The following is a 17,913-nucleotide window of genomic DNA, read 5'->3' on the forward strand; positions in this document are numbered from 1 at the left end:
AGGAGTTGCGGCACGCTGCGATCTTTTGATTTGAAAATCAGGATCAAAGGATCGCAGCCTCGTTTCACTCGACAGCTCCTATAGCGCGCTTTAACGGAGGAACGATGCAATGAACGGCAAACATTCCCTGCACGAGATTGAAGAGGCCGAAAAAAAGCCGCTGTGGCAACGGCTTGGCTGGTTGGCCCTGATCTGGATCGGTAGCGTCGGCGCGCTGTTCATCGCCGCCAGCCTGATGCGCCTGTTCATGAGCGCGGCCGGCCTGACCACGCACTGAATCATCCCGTCCCGGCGCCTTCGGGTACGGATTTGAACCCTCCTCACGGAGGGTTTTTTTTGCTTCGCGGTTTACTTGCGCGCTTTGAGAATCACGAATTTCGGCGTGGCCGCCACTTGCTCGACGCCACGGAACAGCCGCGCCAGTTTGCTGTGATAACCCAGGTGACGGTTGCCGACGATGTATAACGCGCCGCCCACCACCAGCGCCTCACGGGCCTGCTGGAACATGCGCCAGGCGAGGAAGTCGCCAACCACCTGCTGCTGATGGAACGGCGGATTGCACAGCACCACGTCCAGCGATTGTGGTTCTTGGCCGGCCAGACCATCGCCGGCGCGCACGATCACTTCGCGCTCGCCCAGTGCGGCGCGCCAGTTCTCCGCGGCCGATTGCACCGCCATGAACGATTCGTCGACCAGCGTGTACTGTGCGTCAGGGTTGTGCAGGGCGCTGGCGATAGCCAATACGCCGTTGCCGCAGCCGAGGTCGGCGACCCGTGCTGAACCGAGGTTTTTCGGCAGGTGCGGGAGGAAGGCGCGGGTGCCGATGTCCAGCCCTTCGCGGCAGAACACGTTGGCGTGGTTGAGCAATTCGATGGCCGGTTCGTCGAGCAGGTAACGCGTCGGGTAGGGCGAGACCGCCGGGGCTTTCGCTTCGGGCGTGGCGATCAGCAAGCGCGCCTTCTTCACCGCCAGCGACGCCTGCACCGGTCCAATGTAGCGCTCCAGCAGATCGCCGGCCGCGCGGGGCAAATGCTTGACCATCGCTGCCGCCACCACTTGCGCCCCCGGTGCCAGTTGACCTTGCAGGCGAATCAGTTGCTCTTCCAGCAGCGCCAGGGTTTTCGGCACACGGATCAGCACCCGGTCGAACGGGCCGACCAACGGTTCGCTGGCCGGTGTGCCGCGCACCGCATCGAAGGCCAGGCCATTGCGCTGCAGATTTTTCTCCAGGCCCTGAAACGCCAGGAACGAGTCACCACTGCTGCTGACCTGCGCCTTGCCCGCCAGGCTGGCCGCGATAGCGCCGAAGCTGTCGTTGAGCACCAGTACCCGGCTATCCGCTGCCGGTTGCTCGGCGGCCAGATGATTGAGCAGGTATTCGTCGGCCGCATCGAAGGCTTGCAGCGGTTCATTCTGCTGTTCGGGCTGGCGGATCAGATCGAGTTGGGCGAAGGGCGTATCGAGCAAGGGCATGGGATGGGGACTCTGGGTAATCAACGGGTGGCCCGCGGCCCAGGTGAGCGTGCTGCGGAACCGTCCGAGTGGACCACGACGCCAAAGTTGCCGTCATCACTCAGGAAGGTCGCAAATGGTACTTTTTTTTCCGCTCGAATACTCGCAGGTTTTAGCGCTTACGGCGTGTCCAGCAGACCGATGCGGGTGGCAGCAATGACTGCGGAAATCTTGTTGCACACATTCAACTTCGCAATCACGTTTTGCACGTGATAATTCACGGTCCGTTCGCTGAGGCAAAGAATCCGCGAAATTTCATAAGCGGTCTTGCCGACGGCGGAAAGCTTCAGTACTTCCAGTTCCCGGGGTGAGAGTTTCGGGCGGGCGACAGGGGCGCTCTGTTTGGGCAAGGTTCTGGCGAACAACTCGCTCAGATGGCCGGTTACGTAGAACATATAACCGAAATGCTCGTACAGTTCGAGCGGGCTCAAAGGACCATTTTTTCTGGCGAGACTCAGCGTGGTGCAGAGCCCGGTTGCTTCATGATGGAACGACTGTGACCAGCCGTGGCGCAAGCCATGTTCTTGCAAGGCCTGCCAGAGTTCTGGCGTTTGCGAGTACAGGTCTTCGTTCCATATCACTGGCAACATACAGTGATTGCAGTGTGCTATTGCCGGATCAATCTTGCTGTAGTTTTCAAGTTCATACAGTTCGTTCCATTCTTGGGGGTAGTTATTGATTTGCAAGGCTTTTAAGTTGTCGTTCCGGGTATTCGACGTCAATGAGATTGCGCAGAAATTGAAACCGATATTTTCCGCAAATCTCAACAGGATCGGATAGGCAGACTCTATTTCCCTTGCGAAAGTCAGTTGCTTTAATTGCGACTCCTTCCACATTTCCATTAGAACTCCGTGGCGCTTTTTACTGGGGAGGTGCGAGTTGGATCCAAAGGAACCAGCACGAAGCCGAGTGTAGGATATTTCCTACTGTGCGTTCCGATCTTTTCGCTCTTGACTGCTTTGAATATTAAATAAAGGGTTATTAATACTTTGGATGTATAAGATTTAAATCGTCATTTAAAATAATCTGTACCATTTTATTAACGGTGCGAACTCACCACAGTTCTGAATGACATCACAATTTGACGGTGTTTAAGCGTCTGATTTTGCGCGACACTGCTGGCAATCGTTGAATGGAGTGCCCCATGACCGCCAGCGCAGAGAAGTTCACCGCCCAGACTTTGCTCGACGTGCAGCGCTTGACACCCAGCCTGTTCACTTTGCGTACCACGCGTGACCCCGGGTTTCGGTTCCGCGCCGGACAGTTCGCCCGCCTCGGTGTGACCAAGGCCGACGGCAGTACCGTGTGGCGCGCTTACTCGATGGTGTCGTCGCCATTCGACGAATTTCTCGAATTTTTTTCCATCGTGGTGCCCGGGGGTGAGTTCACCAGTGAGCTGAGCCGACTGCAGGTCGGCGATACCTTGCTGGTGGAGCGCCAGGCCTTTGGTTACCTGACCCTGGATCGGTTCGTCGATGGTCGGGACCTGTGGCTGTTATCCACCGGGACCGGGGTTGCGCCGTTTCTGTCGATCCTGCAGGACTTCGAGGTATGGCAGCGGTTCGAACGGATCATCCTGGTGTACAGCGTGCGTGAAGCGCGAGAGCTGGCCTATCAGCCGTTGATTGCGGGGTTGGCCGAGCGTGATTACCTGGCAGAACAGGCCCATAAACTGCAATTCATTCCCACGATTACCCGCGAACAAATGCCTGGCGCCTTGCACGGTCGTATTACCAGCCTGATCGAGAACGGCGCGCTGGAACGTGAAGCCGGCGTCGAACTGACCCCCGAGCACTCGCGCGTCATGCTCTGCGGCAATCCGCAGATGATCGACGACACCCGGGCGCTGCTGAAGAAACGCCACATGAGCCTGAGCCTGACGCGACGGCCGGGGCAGGTGGCAGTTGAAAACTACTGGTAGAAAAACGGCGCCCGCAGGCGCCGTCGTCATACATCAAGTGGTCAAGGCCGGTTGTTCTGGGCCTTGAGCAAGTCGCGGATCTCGCCAAGCAACTCTTCTTCCTTGGTCGGAACCGGAGGCAGGGAAGGGGCCACGGCTTCTTCGCGCTTCAGGCGGTTGATGGCTTTGACACCCATGAAGATCGCGAAGGCGACGATCACGAAGTCCAGAATGCTCTGGATGAATTTACCGTAGGCCAATACCACGGCTGGGGCGCTGCCCTCTGCGGCTTTTAGCGTAACGGCCAGATCACTGAAGTCCACCCCACCGATCAGCAGGCCGATTGGCGGCATGATCACGTCGCCGACAAACGACGAAACGATTTTGCCGAAGGCGGCACCGATGATGATACCGACGGCCATGTCGACCACATTGCCTTTGACCGCGAAGGCCTTGAACTCACTTAGCACGCCCATAGGTTATTTCCTTGTTACAGATGAGGTTGGTGTACGCAGTGTAAATCAGCAAAACGCGTCCTGCGCGAAACACCTTCTTACAATGCCCGTTTTTATCGACACATGAATCGACGATTAGTTTGCAAAGTGCCACTAATCGCGCGCGGCTTACGCCGTAAGCCGCTGATCAGGAAGCCATTTTTTTCAATCGTCGAGTTACGAACTTTCTATTTATGTTCACCGGCAGAGCCCTCTAGCCTCTGGTTGGCGCACCTGGATGCGCCCAAAAAAACCAGAGGAACCTGATATGAATTCCACTCTTGGACTGGGGGCTTTTCCCCATCGCCGTACGCTTGGCGTACTGACCGCCAGCCTGCTGACCTTCTCCGTCAACGCCGCGCCGCTGACCCGCGATAACGGCGCCGCGGTCGGTGACAATCAGAACTCGCAGACCGCCGGTGCCACCGGCCCGGTGCTGCTGCAGGATGTGCAACTGATCCAGAAGCTCCAGCGTTTTGACCGTGAGCGCATTCCCGAGCGTGTGGTGCACGCCCGCGGCACCGGTGCGCATGGCACTTTCACGGTGACCAACGACCTCAGCGACCTGAGCAAGGCCAAGGTATTCGCCGCCGGCCAGGTCACGCCGGTGTTCGTGCGTTTCTCTGCGGTGGTGCACGGCAACCACTCCCCGGAAACCCTGCGCGATCCACGGGGTTTTGCCACCAAGTTCTATACCGCCGATGGCAACTGGGACCTGGTCGGCAACAATTTCCCGACCTTCTTCATCCGTGATGCGATCAAGTTTCCGGACATGGTTCACGCGTTCAAACCCGATCCGCGTACCAACCTTGACGATGACTCGCGTCGTTTCGACTTCTTCTCCCACGTACCCGAATCCACTCGCACGCTGACCGAGCTGTACTCCAATTCCGGCACTCCAGCCAGTTATCGGGAGATGGACGGCAATGGTGTGCATGCCTACAAGTTGGTGAACGCCAAAGGCGAAGTCCACTATGTGAAGTTTCACTGGAAAAGTTTGCAGGGCATCAAAAACCTGACGCCCGAACAGGTCACAAAAGTTCAGGGGCAAGATTACAGTCATATGACCAATGACTTGGTAACCAATATTAACAAGGGCAACTTTCCGAAGTGGGACTTGTACATTCAGGTGCTGAAACCACAAGATTTGTCCAAGTTTGATTTTGATCCTTTGGATGCCACCAAGATCTGGCCGAATGTTCCTGAGCGAAAAGTTGGACAAATGGTGTTGAACCGTAATCCAGCCAATGTGTTCCAGGAAACCGAACAAGTTGCCATGGCCCCGGCCAATGTTGTTCCGGGTATCGAACCTTCCGAAGATCGTCTGTTGCAAGGCCGGGTGTTCTCTTATGCCGATACGCAGATGTATCGCTTGGGTGCCAATGCGCTGCAACTGCCAATCAACGCACCCAAAGTTGCCGTCAACAATGGCAATCAGGACGGTGCGATGAACTTCGGTGCCACCCAGTCTGGCGTGAACTACCAGCCAAGCCGCCTGCAACCGCGTGAAGAGCCGCAAAGCGCGCGTTACAGCCAACTGGCACTGTCGGGCAGCACCCAGCAGGCGAAGATTCAGCGTGAGCAGAACTTCAAGCAGGCCGGTGATCTGTATCGCTCGTACAGCCAGCAGGAGCGTCAGGACCTGATCGCCAGCTTCGGCGGCTCGCTGGCCACCACCAATGACGAGAGCAAGCACATCATCCTGTCCTTCCTTTATAAGGCCGATCCGGAATACGGCACCGGTGTGACCAACGTGGCCAAGGGTGACCTGAGCCGGGTCAAGGCGCTGGCGGCGAAACTGCTCGACTGACCTCGACGCCATACCATGCGGGGCCTGACTCAGGCCCCGTTCTGCTCAAGGAGACGGCTGATGCGATTTTGTCTGTTATTGCTGCTCGGTTGCCTGTCGTGTACTGCGCTGGCCGAACAGAACCCTGAGGCGATCAAGGCCCAGTTGCAGGATTACTATTTCGATGCCGCCCGGCGCGGTGATGTGCCGATGCTCGAAACCTTTATCGAGTCCGGTTATTCCCTCGATACCCGCGACAGCAAGGGTTACACCGCTTTGATTCTGGCGGCGTATCACGGCCAGGGCGCGGCAGTTGATCAGTTACTGGCGGCGGGCGCAGATGCCTGCGCGCAGGATCAACGTGGCAACACGGCGCTGATGGGCGCGATTTTCAAGGGCGAGGTGCAGATTGCCCGACGGTTGATGGCCACCGATTGCAGCCCCGATCAGCGTAACGGCGCAGGCCAGACTGCGGCGATGTACGCCGGGTTGTTCAAGCGTGTCGAACTGCTCGACGCACTCAAGGCCAGGGGCGCCGACCTGAATGCCGAGGATCCGCTGGGCAACAGTGCCGCGCGTCTGGCCAACGGCGAAATCCGTACCGCCGCGCCGCGCTGAGCGTTGGCTGCGTTATCATCGCGGTTTTTCCCGGGGGATCCAGATGGCCAAGGCCAAGCGCATGTACGGCTGCACCGAGTGCGGCGCAACCTTTCCCAAGTGGGCGGGCCAGTGCGGCGAGTGCGGCGCCTGGAACACCCTGACCGAGACCATGATCGAAAGCGGCGGGGCCACGGCGCCCACCGGGCGTACCGGCTGGGCCGGGCAGCAGGCGCAGATCAAGACCCTGGCCGAAGTCAGTATCGAGGAGATTCCGCGTTTCTCCACCGCGTCCGGTGAATTGGACCGGGTTTTGGGCGGTGGTCTGGTCGACGGCTCGGTGGTGCTGATCGGCGGTGATCCGGGCATCGGCAAGTCGACGATTCTGTTGCAGACCCTGTGCAACCTCGCCAAGAGCATGCCGGCGCTGTACGTCACTGGCGAAGAATCCCAACAGCAAGTGGCGATGCGTGCCCGGCGTCTGGGTTTGCCCCAGGATCAATTGCGGGTGATGACCGAAACCTGCATCGAAACCATCATCGCCACCGCTCGCCAGGAAAAGCCCAAGGTGATGGTGATCGACTCGATCCAGACCATTTTCACCGAACAATTGCAGTCGGCCCCCGGCGGCGTCTCGCAGGTGCGCGAGAGTGCGGCGTTGCTGGTGCGTTATGCCAAGCAGAGCGGCACAGCGATTTTCCTCGTCGGTCACGTCACCAAGGAAGGCGCGCTCGCCGGTCCGCGAGTGCTGGAGCACATGGTCGATACCGTGCTGTATTTCGAAGGCGAGTCCGATGGGCGTTTGCGTTTGTTGCGGGCGGTGAAAAACCGTTTCGGTGCGGTCAACGAACTCGGCGTGTTCGGCATGACCGACAAGGGCCTGAAGGAAGTCTCCAACCCATCGGCGATTTTTCTCACCCGTGCCCAGGAAGAAGTCCCGGGCAGTGTGGTGATGGCGACGTGGGAAGGCACCCGGCCGATGTTGGTGGAAGTGCAGGCGCTGGTCGATGACAGCCATCTGGCCAATCCACGTCGGGTGACGCTGGGTCTGGATCAGAACCGATTGGCGATGTTGCTGGCAGTTTTGCATCGCCATGGCGGCATTCCGACCCATGATCAGGACGTGTTCCTCAACGTGGTCGGCGGGGTGAAGGTGCTGGAGACCGCGTCCGACCTGGCGTTGATGGCGGCGGTGATGTCGAGCCTGCGCAACCGGCCGTTGCCGCATGATCTGCTGGTGTTTGGCGAAGTCGGTTTGTCCGGCGAGGTGCGTCCGGTGCCGAGCGGTCAGGAGCGCTTGAAGGAAGCGGCCAAGCATGGCTTCAAGCGTGCGATCGTGCCCAAGGGCAACGCGCCGAAGGAAGCGCCGCCAGGGTTGCAGATCATCGCGGTGACCCGCCTGGAGCAGGCGCTCGACGCACTGTTCGAATAGCTGCCATTCCCTTGATTGAATGAAAACCTGTGGTGAGGGGATTTATCCCCGATGGGCTGCGCAGCAGACTCGGATTTCTCGGGGCCGCTCCGCGCCCCATCGGGGATAAATCCCCTCACCACAAGAGTGTTTCCACAGGTCGATTTGGGCGCTAGATTTCGATCAGTGCGCCGAGTTCGCGCTCAAGCTCGGCTTCATCCGCCAGATTCAACTCGATCAAGCGCCGCAAGCGCTGGATCGATTCCAGGCTGATATGCCGGCATTCAAAGCCCAATTGCCCGTGATCCTCATGGGCCAGATGCACATCCATTTGGATATTCACGTCATCGCTCAGATGGATATCGACGAAGAAATCCTGCTCCTTATCCCCCAGCCACGGCTCCGGCCGCTCGATCAACAGCCCCTTGAGCGACAGATCGATCAGTTTCACCGGCCAGATGTATTGGCCCTGACTCAGCTCGGTTCTGGCATCGAACGCAATACGTTTGAAGCGACGACGGTTGGCTGGGTGCTCGCTCATGGCGCAATCCTCCGAAGGTTCGCTGACTATAGACCGGCATTGTTCAGGCATGCCAGCGCGAACGGGCCAGATAGACCTATGTCGGGGTATGGTCTTTGGCGCCAGTAGCGCTAAACTCGAGGTGGCTGTCTTTCTTGTCCACCCTGGCTGGAATAATAAAATGAAAAATAATAATAGCCTGCTACGCCACTTACCCTGGCTAGTGCTGGCAATCGTAGGAGCGTGCGCCCTGGGCGTAGTGGCATTGCGCCGAGGAGAGGCGATCAACGCCTTGTGGATCGTGGTCGCGGCAGTGGCCATCTATCTGGTTGCGTACCGTTACTACAGTCTGTTCATCGCCAACAATGTGATGCAACTGGATCCGCGTCGGGCCACCCCCGCCGTGCTCAACAACGACGGTCTGGACTACGTTCCGACCAACAAACACATTCTTTTCGGTCACCACTTCGCGGCCATTGCCGGCGCAGGGCCTCTGGTCGGTCCGGTTCTGGCGGCGCAGATGGGCTACCTGCCCGGCACGCTGTGGCTGATTGCCGGGGTGGTGCTGGCGGGCGCGGTGCAGGACTTCATGGTTCTGTTCATGTCGACCCGGCGCAACGGCCGTTCCCTGGGCGACATGGTCCGTGAAGAAATGGGCCGCGTTCCGGGCACCATCGCCCTGTTCGGCTGCTTCCTGATCATGATCATCATCCTCGCGGTGCTGGCGCTGATCGTGGTGAAAGCACTGGCGGAGAGCCCATGGGGCATCTTCACCGTGATGGCGACCATCCCGATCGCGATGTTCATGGGCATTTACATGCGCTACATCCGGCCGGGCCGCATTGGCGAGATCTCGGTCATCGGCGTGTTGCTGCTGCTCGGTTCGATCTGGCTCGGTGGGCAGATTGCCGCTGATCCGGTGTGGGCCAAGGCCTTCAGCTTCACCGGTATTCAAATCACCTGGATGCTGATCGGTTACGGTTTTGTCGCGGCAGTGCTGCCGGTGTGGCTGATTCTGGCGCCGCGCGACTACCTCTCCACCTTCCTCAAGATCGGCACCATCATCGCTCTGGCGATCGGCATTCTGGTGACCATGCCCGAGCTGAAAATGCCGGCGCTGACCCAATTCGTCGACGGTACCGGTCCGGTGTGGAAGGGCGGCCTGTTCCCGTTCCTGTTCATCACCATCGCTTGCGGTGCGGTATCGGGCTTCCATGCGCTGATTTCTTCGGGCACTACGCCGAAGTTGCTGGATAACGAAACCAACGCCCGCTATATCGGTTACGGCGGCATGCTGATGGAGTCGTTCGTCGCGATCATGGCGATGGTTGCCGCTTCGGTGATCGAGCCGGGCGTGTACTTCGCCATGAACAGCCCGGCCGCTGTGGTCGGTGGTGACGTGGCTTCGGTGGCGCAGATGGTCAGCAGCTGGGGCTTCGCGATCACGCCGGAGGCACTGCAAGCCGTGGCGCATGACATTGGCGAAACCACCATCCTCGCTCGTGCCGGCGGTGCGCCGACCCTGGCGGTCGGTATCGCGCAGATCCTGCACAGTGTCCTGCCGGGTGAAAACACCATGGCGTTCTGGTACCACTTCGCGATCCTGTTCGAAGCGCTGTTCATCCTGACCGCTGTGGACGCCGGCACCCGTGCCGGACGCTTCATGCTGCAGGACCTGCTCGGCTCTTTCGTGCCGGCGCTGAAACGTACCGAATCGTGGACCGCCAACCTGATCGCCACCGCCGGTTGTGTGGCGATGTGGGGCTGGTTGCTGTATCAGGGCGTGATCGATCCACTGGGCGGCATCAACACCCTGTGGCCGCTGTTCGGTATCTCCAACCAGATGCTGGCCGGTATCGCGCTGATGCTCGGCACCGTGGTCCTGATCAAGATGAAGCGTCAGCGCTACATCTGGGTCACTCTGCTGCCCGCCGCCTGGCTGCTGATCTGCACCACCACTGCCGGCTTCATCAAGCTGTTCGACGCCAACCCGGCGATCGGTTTCCTGTCGCTGGCCAAGAAATACAGCGATGCCCTGGCCGCCGGTCAAGTGATTGCCCCGGCCAAGAGCATCGAGCAGATGCAGCACGTGATCTTCAACGCCTACACCAACGCAACGCTCACCGCGCTGTTCCTGTTCGTGGTCTTCAGCATCCTGTTCTATGCGCTCAAGGTCGGCATCGCCGCCTGGGGCAAAAAAGAGCGTACGGATAAAGAATCGCCATTCCAGGCCCTGCCGGACGCGTAACCAGAGGATTGCACCATGTTCAATGACCTGAGTCGCCTCGGTAAATACCTCGGTCAGGCCGCGCGCCTGATGGTCGGCATGCCCGACTACGACACCTACGTCGAGCATATGCAAACCAAACACCCGGACAAACCGGTGATGAGCTATGAGATGTTCTTCCGCGAACGTCAGGAAGCGCGTTACGGTGGCAAGGGTGGACCGAAGTGCTGTTGAGCTGACAGCCTGCGGTTGAGGTAATCCCCAACTGTGGGAGCGGGCTTGCTCGCGAATGCGTTGTGTCATCGAGCAATGATGTCGACTGACACGACCCCTTCGCGAGCAAGCCCGCTCCCACATTTGTTTTGTGTTTCTTTCAGGAAATCGTGTTTTGTCTTCTCCCATACCCGTAACGGTACTCAGCGGTTTCCTCGGTGCCGGCAAGACCACTTTGCTGCGCCACCTGTTGAAAGCCGAGCACGGCCTGAAAATCGCCGTGATCGAAAACGAATTCAGCGACGCCGGCATCGACACCCAGTTGCTCGGTGACGAACCGGTGCAAGTCATGACCCTGGCCAACGGCTGCGTCTGCTGCACCATTCACACCGATTTGACCAAGGCCCTGTACCTGCTGCTCGAACGCCTGGACAGCGGTGAAATCGCCTTCGACCGGCTGGTGATCGAGTGCACCGGTCTGGCCGATCCAGCCCCTGTGGCGCAGACCTTTTTCATCGACGAAGAACTTCGCGAGCGCTATCTGCTCGACGGCATCATCACCCTGGTGGATGCCGCTCACGCCGACCAGCACCTGACCCAGACCATCGCTCAGGCGCAGATCGGTTTCGCCGACCGCTTGCTGGTGAGCAAGACCGATCTGGTGGATGCGGCGACGTTCAACGCACTGAGCGAGCGCCTGACGTGCATCAACCGCCGCGCGCCGATCCGTGTGGTCGAGCATGGCAACATCGACCTTGCGCAACTGCTCGACGTGCGTGGCTTCAATCTCAACGCCGATCTGGGCGGCGGAGTGAGCCTGCGTCCGGTGAGCAAGGCGCCGTCCATCGACCGTATCTCCAGCCTGGTGTTGCGCACCGATCAGCCGCTGGATATCGATCGGCTCAGCGAGTTCATGAATGAGCTGCTGGAAGAACACGGCAAGCAATTGTTGCGCTACAAGGGCGTGCTGAACATCGCTGGCGAGGATCGTCGACTGGTGTTTCAGGGCGTGCTGAAACTCTACGGCTTTGATTGGGACACCGAGTGGGCCGAGGGTGAGGCGCGGGAAAGTGTGATTGTGTTTATTGCCGATGATTTGCCGGAAGAGAAGATTCGGGCGGGGTTTTCCAGGGTGACTTCTGCCTGATGGTTCTTCGGTGCCAGGGCTGACGCCTTCGCGAGCAAGCCCGCTCCCACAGTGAACCGCATTCTTCCTGACAGAACGCGGTCTCCTGTGGGAGCGGGCTTGCTCGCGAAGGCAATCTAACCGGCGACACGATGTTCAAGGGCCTCACCCAGCAAAGTCTGCTCAAGATGATCCAGGTGTTGATTCATCAGTCGCTCAGCCATGGACACATCCCCAGACGCGACCGCCTCGACAATCGCCAGATGCTCCTGCCACGCGCAGCAACCCGGCGTCGATCCATCACACCGCGCAATCGCCAGCGACGTCAACGGCACCAGGCTGCCAAGGAAATGCGCCAACGGTGCATTGCCCGCCATTTGCGCCAACTGCAGATGAAACTCCCCGGACAGCCGAATCGCCGCCCCGCGCCGCTCCTGCCCTGCGGCTAAGCGCTCGCGCTCGACCAATGCCCGCAAACGCTTCACACCTTCAGTTGATGCATTCTGGCAAGCCAGGCGCACCAGCGTGGATTCAGTCAGACGCCGGGCGTGCAGAGTTTGCCGGGTCTGCTCGGCATCCGGCGCCGCGACCCGTGGCCGATGATTGGCGCGCAGCACAATCACCTGCTCATGGGACAACTGCGTCAGCACCCGGCGCACATCGGCGCGGCTGACACCGAACATCTGCTTGAGACTGTCTTCGGTAAAGCGGCTGTTCGGGTCGATTCGTTGTTCCAGAATCGCATCGAACAATTGCGGATACAGCTCATCTGCCGACGCCCGCTGATGGAAGAAGGGCAGGGCAGCCGACACCTGGCGAGTGTGCGGCGAAGTGGCAAGACTGTTCATGGCCGGTCTCCAGAGTGAAGAGATTCAGTGGCTGAGGTGGTCATCCGGGATATTCAGTTCAATGCCCATGCGCTGGCCTTCGCACAGGATGTGCCGACGCATTTCGGCGCTGGCCTGAGCACTGTTCTTGCTGCGGATGGCGCGCACCACGGCTTCGTTTTCTTCCAGGCGTTCGGCCAGGTGCTCAGGCGAATTGCGCAGCACTTCGGCGCTTTGCTTGAGGGCATTGCTGGTCTGCTGCACCACGCTCTGGAAAATCGGATTCGAGGTCAGGGTGAACAGCTCCTCGTGAAAGGCGATGTAGGCGTTGACCCCGGCTTCGCTGTCGCCCGCTTCAAGGGCTTCGCGCATGTCCATCAGGGTCAGGCGCAATTGCCCGACCTCCTTGCTGCTGATCGACTGCGCCACCAAACCCACGATAAACGGCTCAAGGGTGTAGCGCAGTTGCAGCACATCTTCGAGGCTGGCGCCGGCCACCGCATTGTCGTGGCTCTGGCTGTCGCTGAGCTGGGCGTCGAGCACCACCACGCCCTTGCCCGGCATTGAACGCACCAGACCGAGGGTTTCGAGGACGATCACCGCTTCGCGCAGGCTCGGACGGCTGATGCCCAGTTGTTCGGCCAGTTCACGCTGGCCCGGCAGCATGTCGCCGGAGCGCCACTGACCACGGGCCAATGCGGCGCGCAGTTTTTCTACGACTGAGTTGACGACGGTTGATGTGGTTATCACTTGTCTCGCTCCGTAAGCCCATTGGGGATGCCGCAAACAAGATCAAAAGATCGCAGCCTGCGGCAGCTCCTACAGGGTTGAAAATCAGAACTCCTGCTGGTGCGCCGGAGTTCCGGTTTTACGCGGCTGAAAGGTGTAGCCCTGCTGGCCGCTGAGTACTTTGTTGGCGCGTTGTACGTCGATGTCCTTTTCCCAACGGGCGATCGCTACCGTGGCGACGCAATTGCCGATCAGGTTGGTCAACGCCCGACCGATGCCCATGAACCAGTCCACCGCCAGCACCAGCACCAGACCGACTACCGGGATCGCCGGAATTGCGGTGAGCGTCGCGGCGAGAATCACCAGCGCCGAACCGGGAATGCCATGGGCGCCTTTCGAAGTGATCAGCGACACCAGCAGAATCGTCAGCAGATCGGTCATTGCCAGCGGCGTGCCGGTGGCGTTGGCGATGAACACGATGGCCAGGGTCAGGTAAATCGAAAAGCCGTCGAGGTTGAACGAGTAACCGGTGGGAATCACCAGCCCGACCGTCGAACTGCCGATGCCCAGGTGTTCGAGTTTGCGCATGATCTGTGGCAGCACGGCGTCGGAGGACGCGGTGCCCATGACGATCAGCAATTCTTCACGCAGGTACTTGAGCAGCGGCCACAGGCGCAGGCCCGAAGCCCGCATCACCACGCCGAGGATCACGCTGACGAACGCCATGCAGGTCAGGTAGAACAGGCCGACCAGACTGCCCAGGTGTTGCAGCGAGTCGAGGCCGTACTTGCTGGTGGTGAAGGCGATGGCGCCAAACACGCCGATCGGCGCCAGACGCACGATCATGCCCATGATCCGGAAAATCACATGGCTCAGTTCGTTGATCAGCCGCGAAATCCCGGAAGCCGCTTCGCCCACCAGATTCAGCGCGCTGCCGAACAGCACCGAGAACAGCAGCACCTGCAGAATGTTGTTGTCGGCGAAAGCGCCGAGCACCGAGGTCGGAATCAGGTCCATCAGGAACTGCGTGGTGGTGTGCATGTGCTGGCCGCGTTCGGCGATGTCGCCCATGTCGGCGGCGGACAGCTGCTCCAAATGGATATTCGCGCCGCTGCCGATCCCGGTGCTGAAGGCAAACACCAGACCGATCACCAGCGCGATGGTGGTCAGCACTTCGAAGTAGATCACCGACTTGAGGCCGATGCGCCCGACCTTCTTCAGATCGCCCGCGCCACTGATGCCACTGACCACCACGCAGAACACGATCAGGCCGATGAGCATCTTGATCAGTTTGATGAAACCGTCGCCGAGCGGTTTGAGCTGAGCGGAATATTCGGGAAGGGTCAGCCCGCAGACGATGCCGAGCACCAGTCCGAGAACCACTTGGAGGAAGATTGAACGCGAGCACCATCTGAGCATGGGAGGAATCCTGGTCGGTGTCCTGGCTGCCGTGTGCGGAGCACATCAGATTCAGGACTTAATTATTGTGGTCTTACCGGTATGTCCAGTGCAGGCGCAGTCTACGCTCGGTTTTTTCGCGATGACAAGTGAAAATCGCTGAATTGGCATGACCGGTCTGACCAGTGGTGATCCGTCCGGCGTTGAGGCTGTTTGCAAGCGATGACGCCCGGCTATCTTGCCGGGCGTCTGAGGTTGTAGCGGGTGACTAGCGCTAGAGCGCCGCGTGCCCCGGTGACAATGCGGTCAGTACGGAACATTGCGCTGCAGGATGTTCATTTTGAAATCCAGAACGGCGGCGCTGCGGGACGCAAGGGTCCGCACAAAGGTGCCAACCTTCGGGTCGTACTGGTTGCGGCTCAGACCTGCCTGCAGCAAACGGCCGCTTCGGGTCTGGATTCTGACGGTGGGGGTGTTGCTGTCGATATCATCCAGGGTGATGATTTTGCCTTTGGCATCCAGAAGATTGAAAGTCGTCTGGTCACCGTCGTCAGGGCTATAGGCATTAAGGAAATCATCCTCCTCTTTGCTGACCGTCATGTAGTGATAAGTGCCAGGGGTAAATATATACATCGTGTAATAGTCATCGATACACCGGAAGTAAAATGTCAGTGCATCCGGTGCAACGTCCGGCTTCAAGAACAGGTAGTCGGAAACATCAATGTGGTGGGAGAAACTGAAGAACTCGTAGTCGGGGCGAGGAGTGGTGACTTTTCTACCATAGGTCAGTCTCGGAAAGTGTGGATAACCAAATCGAGTGCTTAATGTCGCCGTAAATGATTTTTCCTGATTGGTACTCATGCTGTTGCCTTGTCAAGTATTGGGAGTTAACGCTGAATGGCCAATAAGCCATAACGTGATGGAGTGTTTGCGTGAACGATCAGATCTCGTCCGGATTACTCAGGAACGATGCGTTGCGTTCGATGATGCGCAACTTGAAAACCACACCCTCTTCGTCGATTTCAGACAAATAGAGATAAGGCGCGCCCTTGCGGCGGATAATGCCGATGGCTTTCGAATTACGAGCCTTGAGTCGAACACGTTGAATGCCACCCTTCATCTCCTGCAGGGTGACAAGCCGGTTTTCAAGGCTCATCAGGTTGAAGGATGTCGTGTCACCGTCGTCCGGCAGATAGGCGCCCAGCACCTTTTGGGCACTCTTGCTGATGCAGTGCCCGGTGTAAGTCGGGTGCGAGCGGATATAGAGATGGTAGTAATCGTCCGTGCAGCGAAAATAAACCGTCAACGGTGCATGCCGCGGAATCTCTTGAGCGGAACGGCATCCCAGCAGATGCGAATCGTCCCGGACTGTTGGCGCGCCGGTAAAGAAACCGCCTGAGAATGTTCTGTCGTTGCGCAGGGCCGGAGTGCCGTGCAGTTGGCCAAGAAAATCGACGTGTTGCCCGTCAAGTTCCAGTGTCGCAATAAAAGAATTCTGCCTGTTGGTAATCATGAACTCATCCTTGAATTCCTTGTGGTCAACTTTTTAGAGTGTGGTCTGATCCAGATTGAATATGGAGTTGCCATTCTGATAGTTGATTTGAGTGGGTTTTTTTGTTGTCTTGTGTCGCAGAAACAGTACCAGCTAAGTTGCCTGATGAGTCTGTTTTTGTCGGTGCTTATTGTTTCAGGCTTTTTAATTGTGTTGTCCAGGCAAGGGTTGCGATATTTATTCAGGCGAAAAAAAACCGGCCATTTCTGGCCGGTTTTCATGCTGCGGATTTAGCGTCGCATCAAGCGCCGTACACCGGCAGTTTCTTGCAGATGGCTTTGACTTTCTCACGAACGGCGTCGATCACCGCTTCGTTGTTCAGGTCAGCCAGGATGTCGCAGATCCAGCCGGCCAGCTCTTTGCACTCGGCTTGCTTGAAGCCGCGAGTGGTCACAGCCGGGGTACCGAAGCGCAGGCCGGAGGTGACGAACGGCGAGCGTGGGTCGTTTGGCACCGAGTTCTTGTTCACGGTGATGAACGCTTTGCCCAGCGCGGCGTCGGCGTCTTTACCGGAGATGTCCTGCTTGATCAGCGACAGCAGGAACAGGTGGTTCTTGGTCCCGCCGGATACCACGTCGAAACCGCGCTCGATGAACACTTCGGCCATGGCCTGGGCGTTCTTCACCACTTGTTCCTGGTAAGCCTTGAACTCAGGCTGCAGCGCTTCCTTGAAGCAGATCGCTTTAGCGGCGATCACGTGCTCCAGCGGGCCACCCTGGGCGCCCGGGAATACCGCGGAGTTCAGCTTCTTCTCGATCTCGGCGTTGGCGCGCGCCAGGATCAGACCGCCACGTGGACCGCGCAGGGTCTTGTGCGTGGTGGTGGTGACGACGTCAGCGAACGGCACCGGGTTCGGGTAGACGCCAGCGGCGACCAGACCGGCCACGTGAGCCATGTCGACGAACAGGTAGGCACCGACTTTGTCAGCGATGGCGCGGAAGCGCGGGAAGTCCAGAATCTGCGAGTAGGCAGAGAAACCGGCGACGATCATTTTCGGCTTGTGCTCAACCGCCAGACGCTCGACTTCGTCGTAGTCGATCAGGCCGTTGGCGTCGATGCCGTACTGCACGGCGTTGTACAGCTTGCCGGAGGAGGAAACGCTGGCGCCGTGGGTCAGGTGACCGCCGTGGGCCAGGCTCATGCCCAGGATAGTGTCGCCACCTTGCAGCAGGGCCAGATAGACAGCGGCGTTGGCCTGGGAACCGGCGTGCGGCTGGACGTTGGCGTAATCGGCGCCGAACAGCTCTTTGGCGCGGTCGATGGCCAGTTGTTCAACAACGTCGACGTACTCGCAACCACCGTAGTAGCGCTTGCCCGGGTAGCCTTCGGCGTACTTGTTGGTCAGTACCGAGCCTTGAGCTTCCATCACCGCAGGGCTGGTGTAGTTTTCCGAAGCGATCAGCTCAATGTGCTCTTCCTGGCGCTGAGCTTCTTGCTCCATGGCGGCAAAGAGATCGGCGTCGTACTTGGCAATAGTCAAATCACGGCTGAACATGGCGGTCCTCAAGGATCGGGGGCAGAAAAGGGGGGCATTCTAACCCAATGGGTTTTGGATGGCATATGAAACGACATCATGTCGCAGACAAGTGGCGTTCATGACAGATGTGCGGTGCTTTTG

At 58.8% G+C, this 17,913-nt stretch carries 18 protein-coding genes; 8 read left to right on the forward strand and 10 right to left on the reverse strand.

The annotated features are described in order from the left end of the window. Window positions 1-109 precede the first annotated feature (109 nt). Window positions 110-277 (forward strand): DUF2474 domain-containing protein, encoded by a 168-nt coding sequence (locus ACIOUG_RS09215; protein WP_080963309.1) that lies wholly within the window; start codon window positions 110-112, stop codon window positions 275-277. Window positions 278-348: 71 nt separating this feature from the next. On the opposite strand, the gene ACIOUG_RS09220 is transcribed toward ACIOUG_RS09215, so the two are convergent. After that, on the reverse strand, window positions 349-1,473 hold the full coding sequence (locus ACIOUG_RS09220; RefSeq protein WP_401064591.1) for a methyltransferase: 1,125 nt from the start codon (window positions 1,471-1,473) through the stop codon (window positions 349-351). A gap of 158 nt (window positions 1,474-1,631) precedes the next feature. Beyond that, complete coding sequence (locus ACIOUG_RS09225) at window positions 1,632-2,354, reverse strand: autoinducer binding domain-containing protein (protein WP_401064593.1); 723 nt, start codon at window positions 2,352-2,354, stop codon at window positions 1,632-1,634. Window positions 2,355-2,656: 302 nt separating this feature from the next. Here ACIOUG_RS09225 and ACIOUG_RS09230 point away from each other — a divergent pair, with 302 nt between their 5' ends. After that, on the forward strand, window positions 2,657-3,433 hold the full coding sequence (locus ACIOUG_RS09230; RefSeq protein WP_401064595.1) for a ferredoxin--NADP reductase: 777 nt from the start codon (window positions 2,657-2,659) through the stop codon (window positions 3,431-3,433). A gap of 41 nt (window positions 3,434-3,474) precedes the next feature. Here ACIOUG_RS09230 and mscL read toward each other — a convergent pair whose 3' ends face one another. Beyond that, window positions 3,475-3,888, reverse strand: coding sequence for a large-conductance mechanosensitive channel protein MscL (mscL, locus tag ACIOUG_RS09235; RefSeq protein ID WP_003228412.1), 414 nt, complete (start codon window positions 3,886-3,888; stop codon window positions 3,475-3,477). A gap of 286 nt (window positions 3,889-4,174) precedes the next feature. Between mscL and katB the strand changes: the two genes are divergently transcribed. The 3 genes from katB to radA are packed head-to-tail and all read left to right on the forward strand — an operon-like array spanning window position 4,175 to window position 7,724. Further along, window positions 4,175-5,716, forward strand: coding sequence for a catalase KatB (gene katB, locus ACIOUG_RS09240; RefSeq protein ID WP_401064598.1), 1,542 nt, complete (start codon window positions 4,175-4,177; stop codon window positions 5,714-5,716). 60 nt (window positions 5,717-5,776) lie between these two features. Further along, window positions 5,777-6,313, forward strand: a complete 537-nt coding sequence (locus tag ACIOUG_RS09245; RefSeq protein WP_401064601.1) for an ankyrin repeat domain-containing protein — start codon at window positions 5,777-5,779, stop codon at window positions 6,311-6,313. A 43-nt stretch (window positions 6,314-6,356) separates the two neighbouring features. Next, a complete protein-coding gene (gene radA / locus ACIOUG_RS09250; protein WP_007963764.1) occupies window positions 6,357-7,724 on the forward strand; it encodes a DNA repair protein RadA in 1,368 nt (455 codons plus the stop codon). A gap of 151 nt (window positions 7,725-7,875) precedes the next feature. Here radA and ACIOUG_RS09255 read toward each other — a convergent pair whose 3' ends face one another. Further along, window positions 7,876-8,244, reverse strand: coding sequence for a PilZ domain-containing protein (locus ACIOUG_RS09255; RefSeq protein ID WP_401064604.1), 369 nt, complete (start codon window positions 8,242-8,244; stop codon window positions 7,876-7,878). Window positions 8,245-8,404: 160 nt separating this feature from the next. Between ACIOUG_RS09255 and ACIOUG_RS09260 the strand changes: the two genes are divergently transcribed. From ACIOUG_RS09260 to yjiA, 3 genes are all read left to right on the forward strand, one after another. Beyond that, a complete protein-coding gene (locus ACIOUG_RS09260) occupies window positions 8,405-10,471 on the forward strand; it encodes a carbon starvation CstA family protein (protein WP_401064606.1) in 2,067 nt (688 codons plus the stop codon). Window positions 10,472-10,486: 15 nt separating this feature from the next. Next, on the forward strand, window positions 10,487-10,684 hold the full coding sequence (locus ACIOUG_RS09265) for a YbdD/YjiX family protein (RefSeq protein ID WP_003228401.1): 198 nt from the start codon (window positions 10,487-10,489) through the stop codon (window positions 10,682-10,684). A gap of 154 nt (window positions 10,685-10,838) precedes the next feature. Further along, window positions 10,839-11,810 carry a GTPase gene (gene yjiA / locus ACIOUG_RS09270; RefSeq protein WP_401064609.1) on the forward strand — a complete coding sequence of 324 codons (972 nt, stop codon included), beginning with the start codon at window positions 10,839-10,841 and terminating at the stop codon, window positions 11,808-11,810. 116 nt (window positions 11,811-11,926) lie between these two features. On the opposite strand, the gene ACIOUG_RS09275 is transcribed toward yjiA, so the two are convergent. The 6 genes from ACIOUG_RS09275 to glyA all read right to left on the reverse strand — a co-directional run bounded on the left by ACIOUG_RS09275 (window position 11,927) and on the right by glyA (window position 17,790). After that, a complete protein-coding gene (locus ACIOUG_RS09275; protein ID WP_401064611.1) occupies window positions 11,927-12,637 on the reverse strand; it encodes a GntR family transcriptional regulator in 711 nt (236 codons plus the stop codon). A 24-nt stretch (window positions 12,638-12,661) separates the two neighbouring features. Then, entirely contained in the window at window positions 12,662-13,366 is a 705-nt protein-coding gene (locus ACIOUG_RS09280; RefSeq protein ID WP_401064614.1) for a FadR/GntR family transcriptional regulator, read from the reverse strand. Between the two features lie 84 nt (window positions 13,367-13,450). After that, complete coding sequence (locus ACIOUG_RS09285; RefSeq protein ID WP_007963773.1) at window positions 13,451-14,764, reverse strand: C4-dicarboxylate transporter DctA; 1,314 nt, start codon at window positions 14,762-14,764, stop codon at window positions 13,451-13,453. A 285-nt stretch (window positions 14,765-15,049) separates the two neighbouring features. Further along, window positions 15,050-15,604, reverse strand: coding sequence for a hypothetical protein (locus ACIOUG_RS09290; protein WP_401064617.1), 555 nt, complete (start codon window positions 15,602-15,604; stop codon window positions 15,050-15,052). A gap of 79 nt (window positions 15,605-15,683) precedes the next feature. Then, entirely contained in the window at window positions 15,684-16,256 is a 573-nt protein-coding gene (locus ACIOUG_RS09295) for a hypothetical protein (RefSeq protein ID WP_401064619.1), read from the reverse strand. Between the two features lie 280 nt (window positions 16,257-16,536). Then, window positions 16,537-17,790, reverse strand: a complete 1,254-nt coding sequence (glyA, locus tag ACIOUG_RS09300) for a serine hydroxymethyltransferase (RefSeq protein ID WP_007963781.1) — start codon at window positions 17,788-17,790, stop codon at window positions 16,537-16,539. Window positions 17,791-17,913 lie beyond the last annotated feature (123 nt).

This window comes from Pseudomonas sp. NPDC087803 (assembly GCF_044742995.1).
GTDB lineage: Bacteria > Pseudomonadota > Gammaproteobacteria > Pseudomonadales > Pseudomonadaceae > Aquipseudomonas.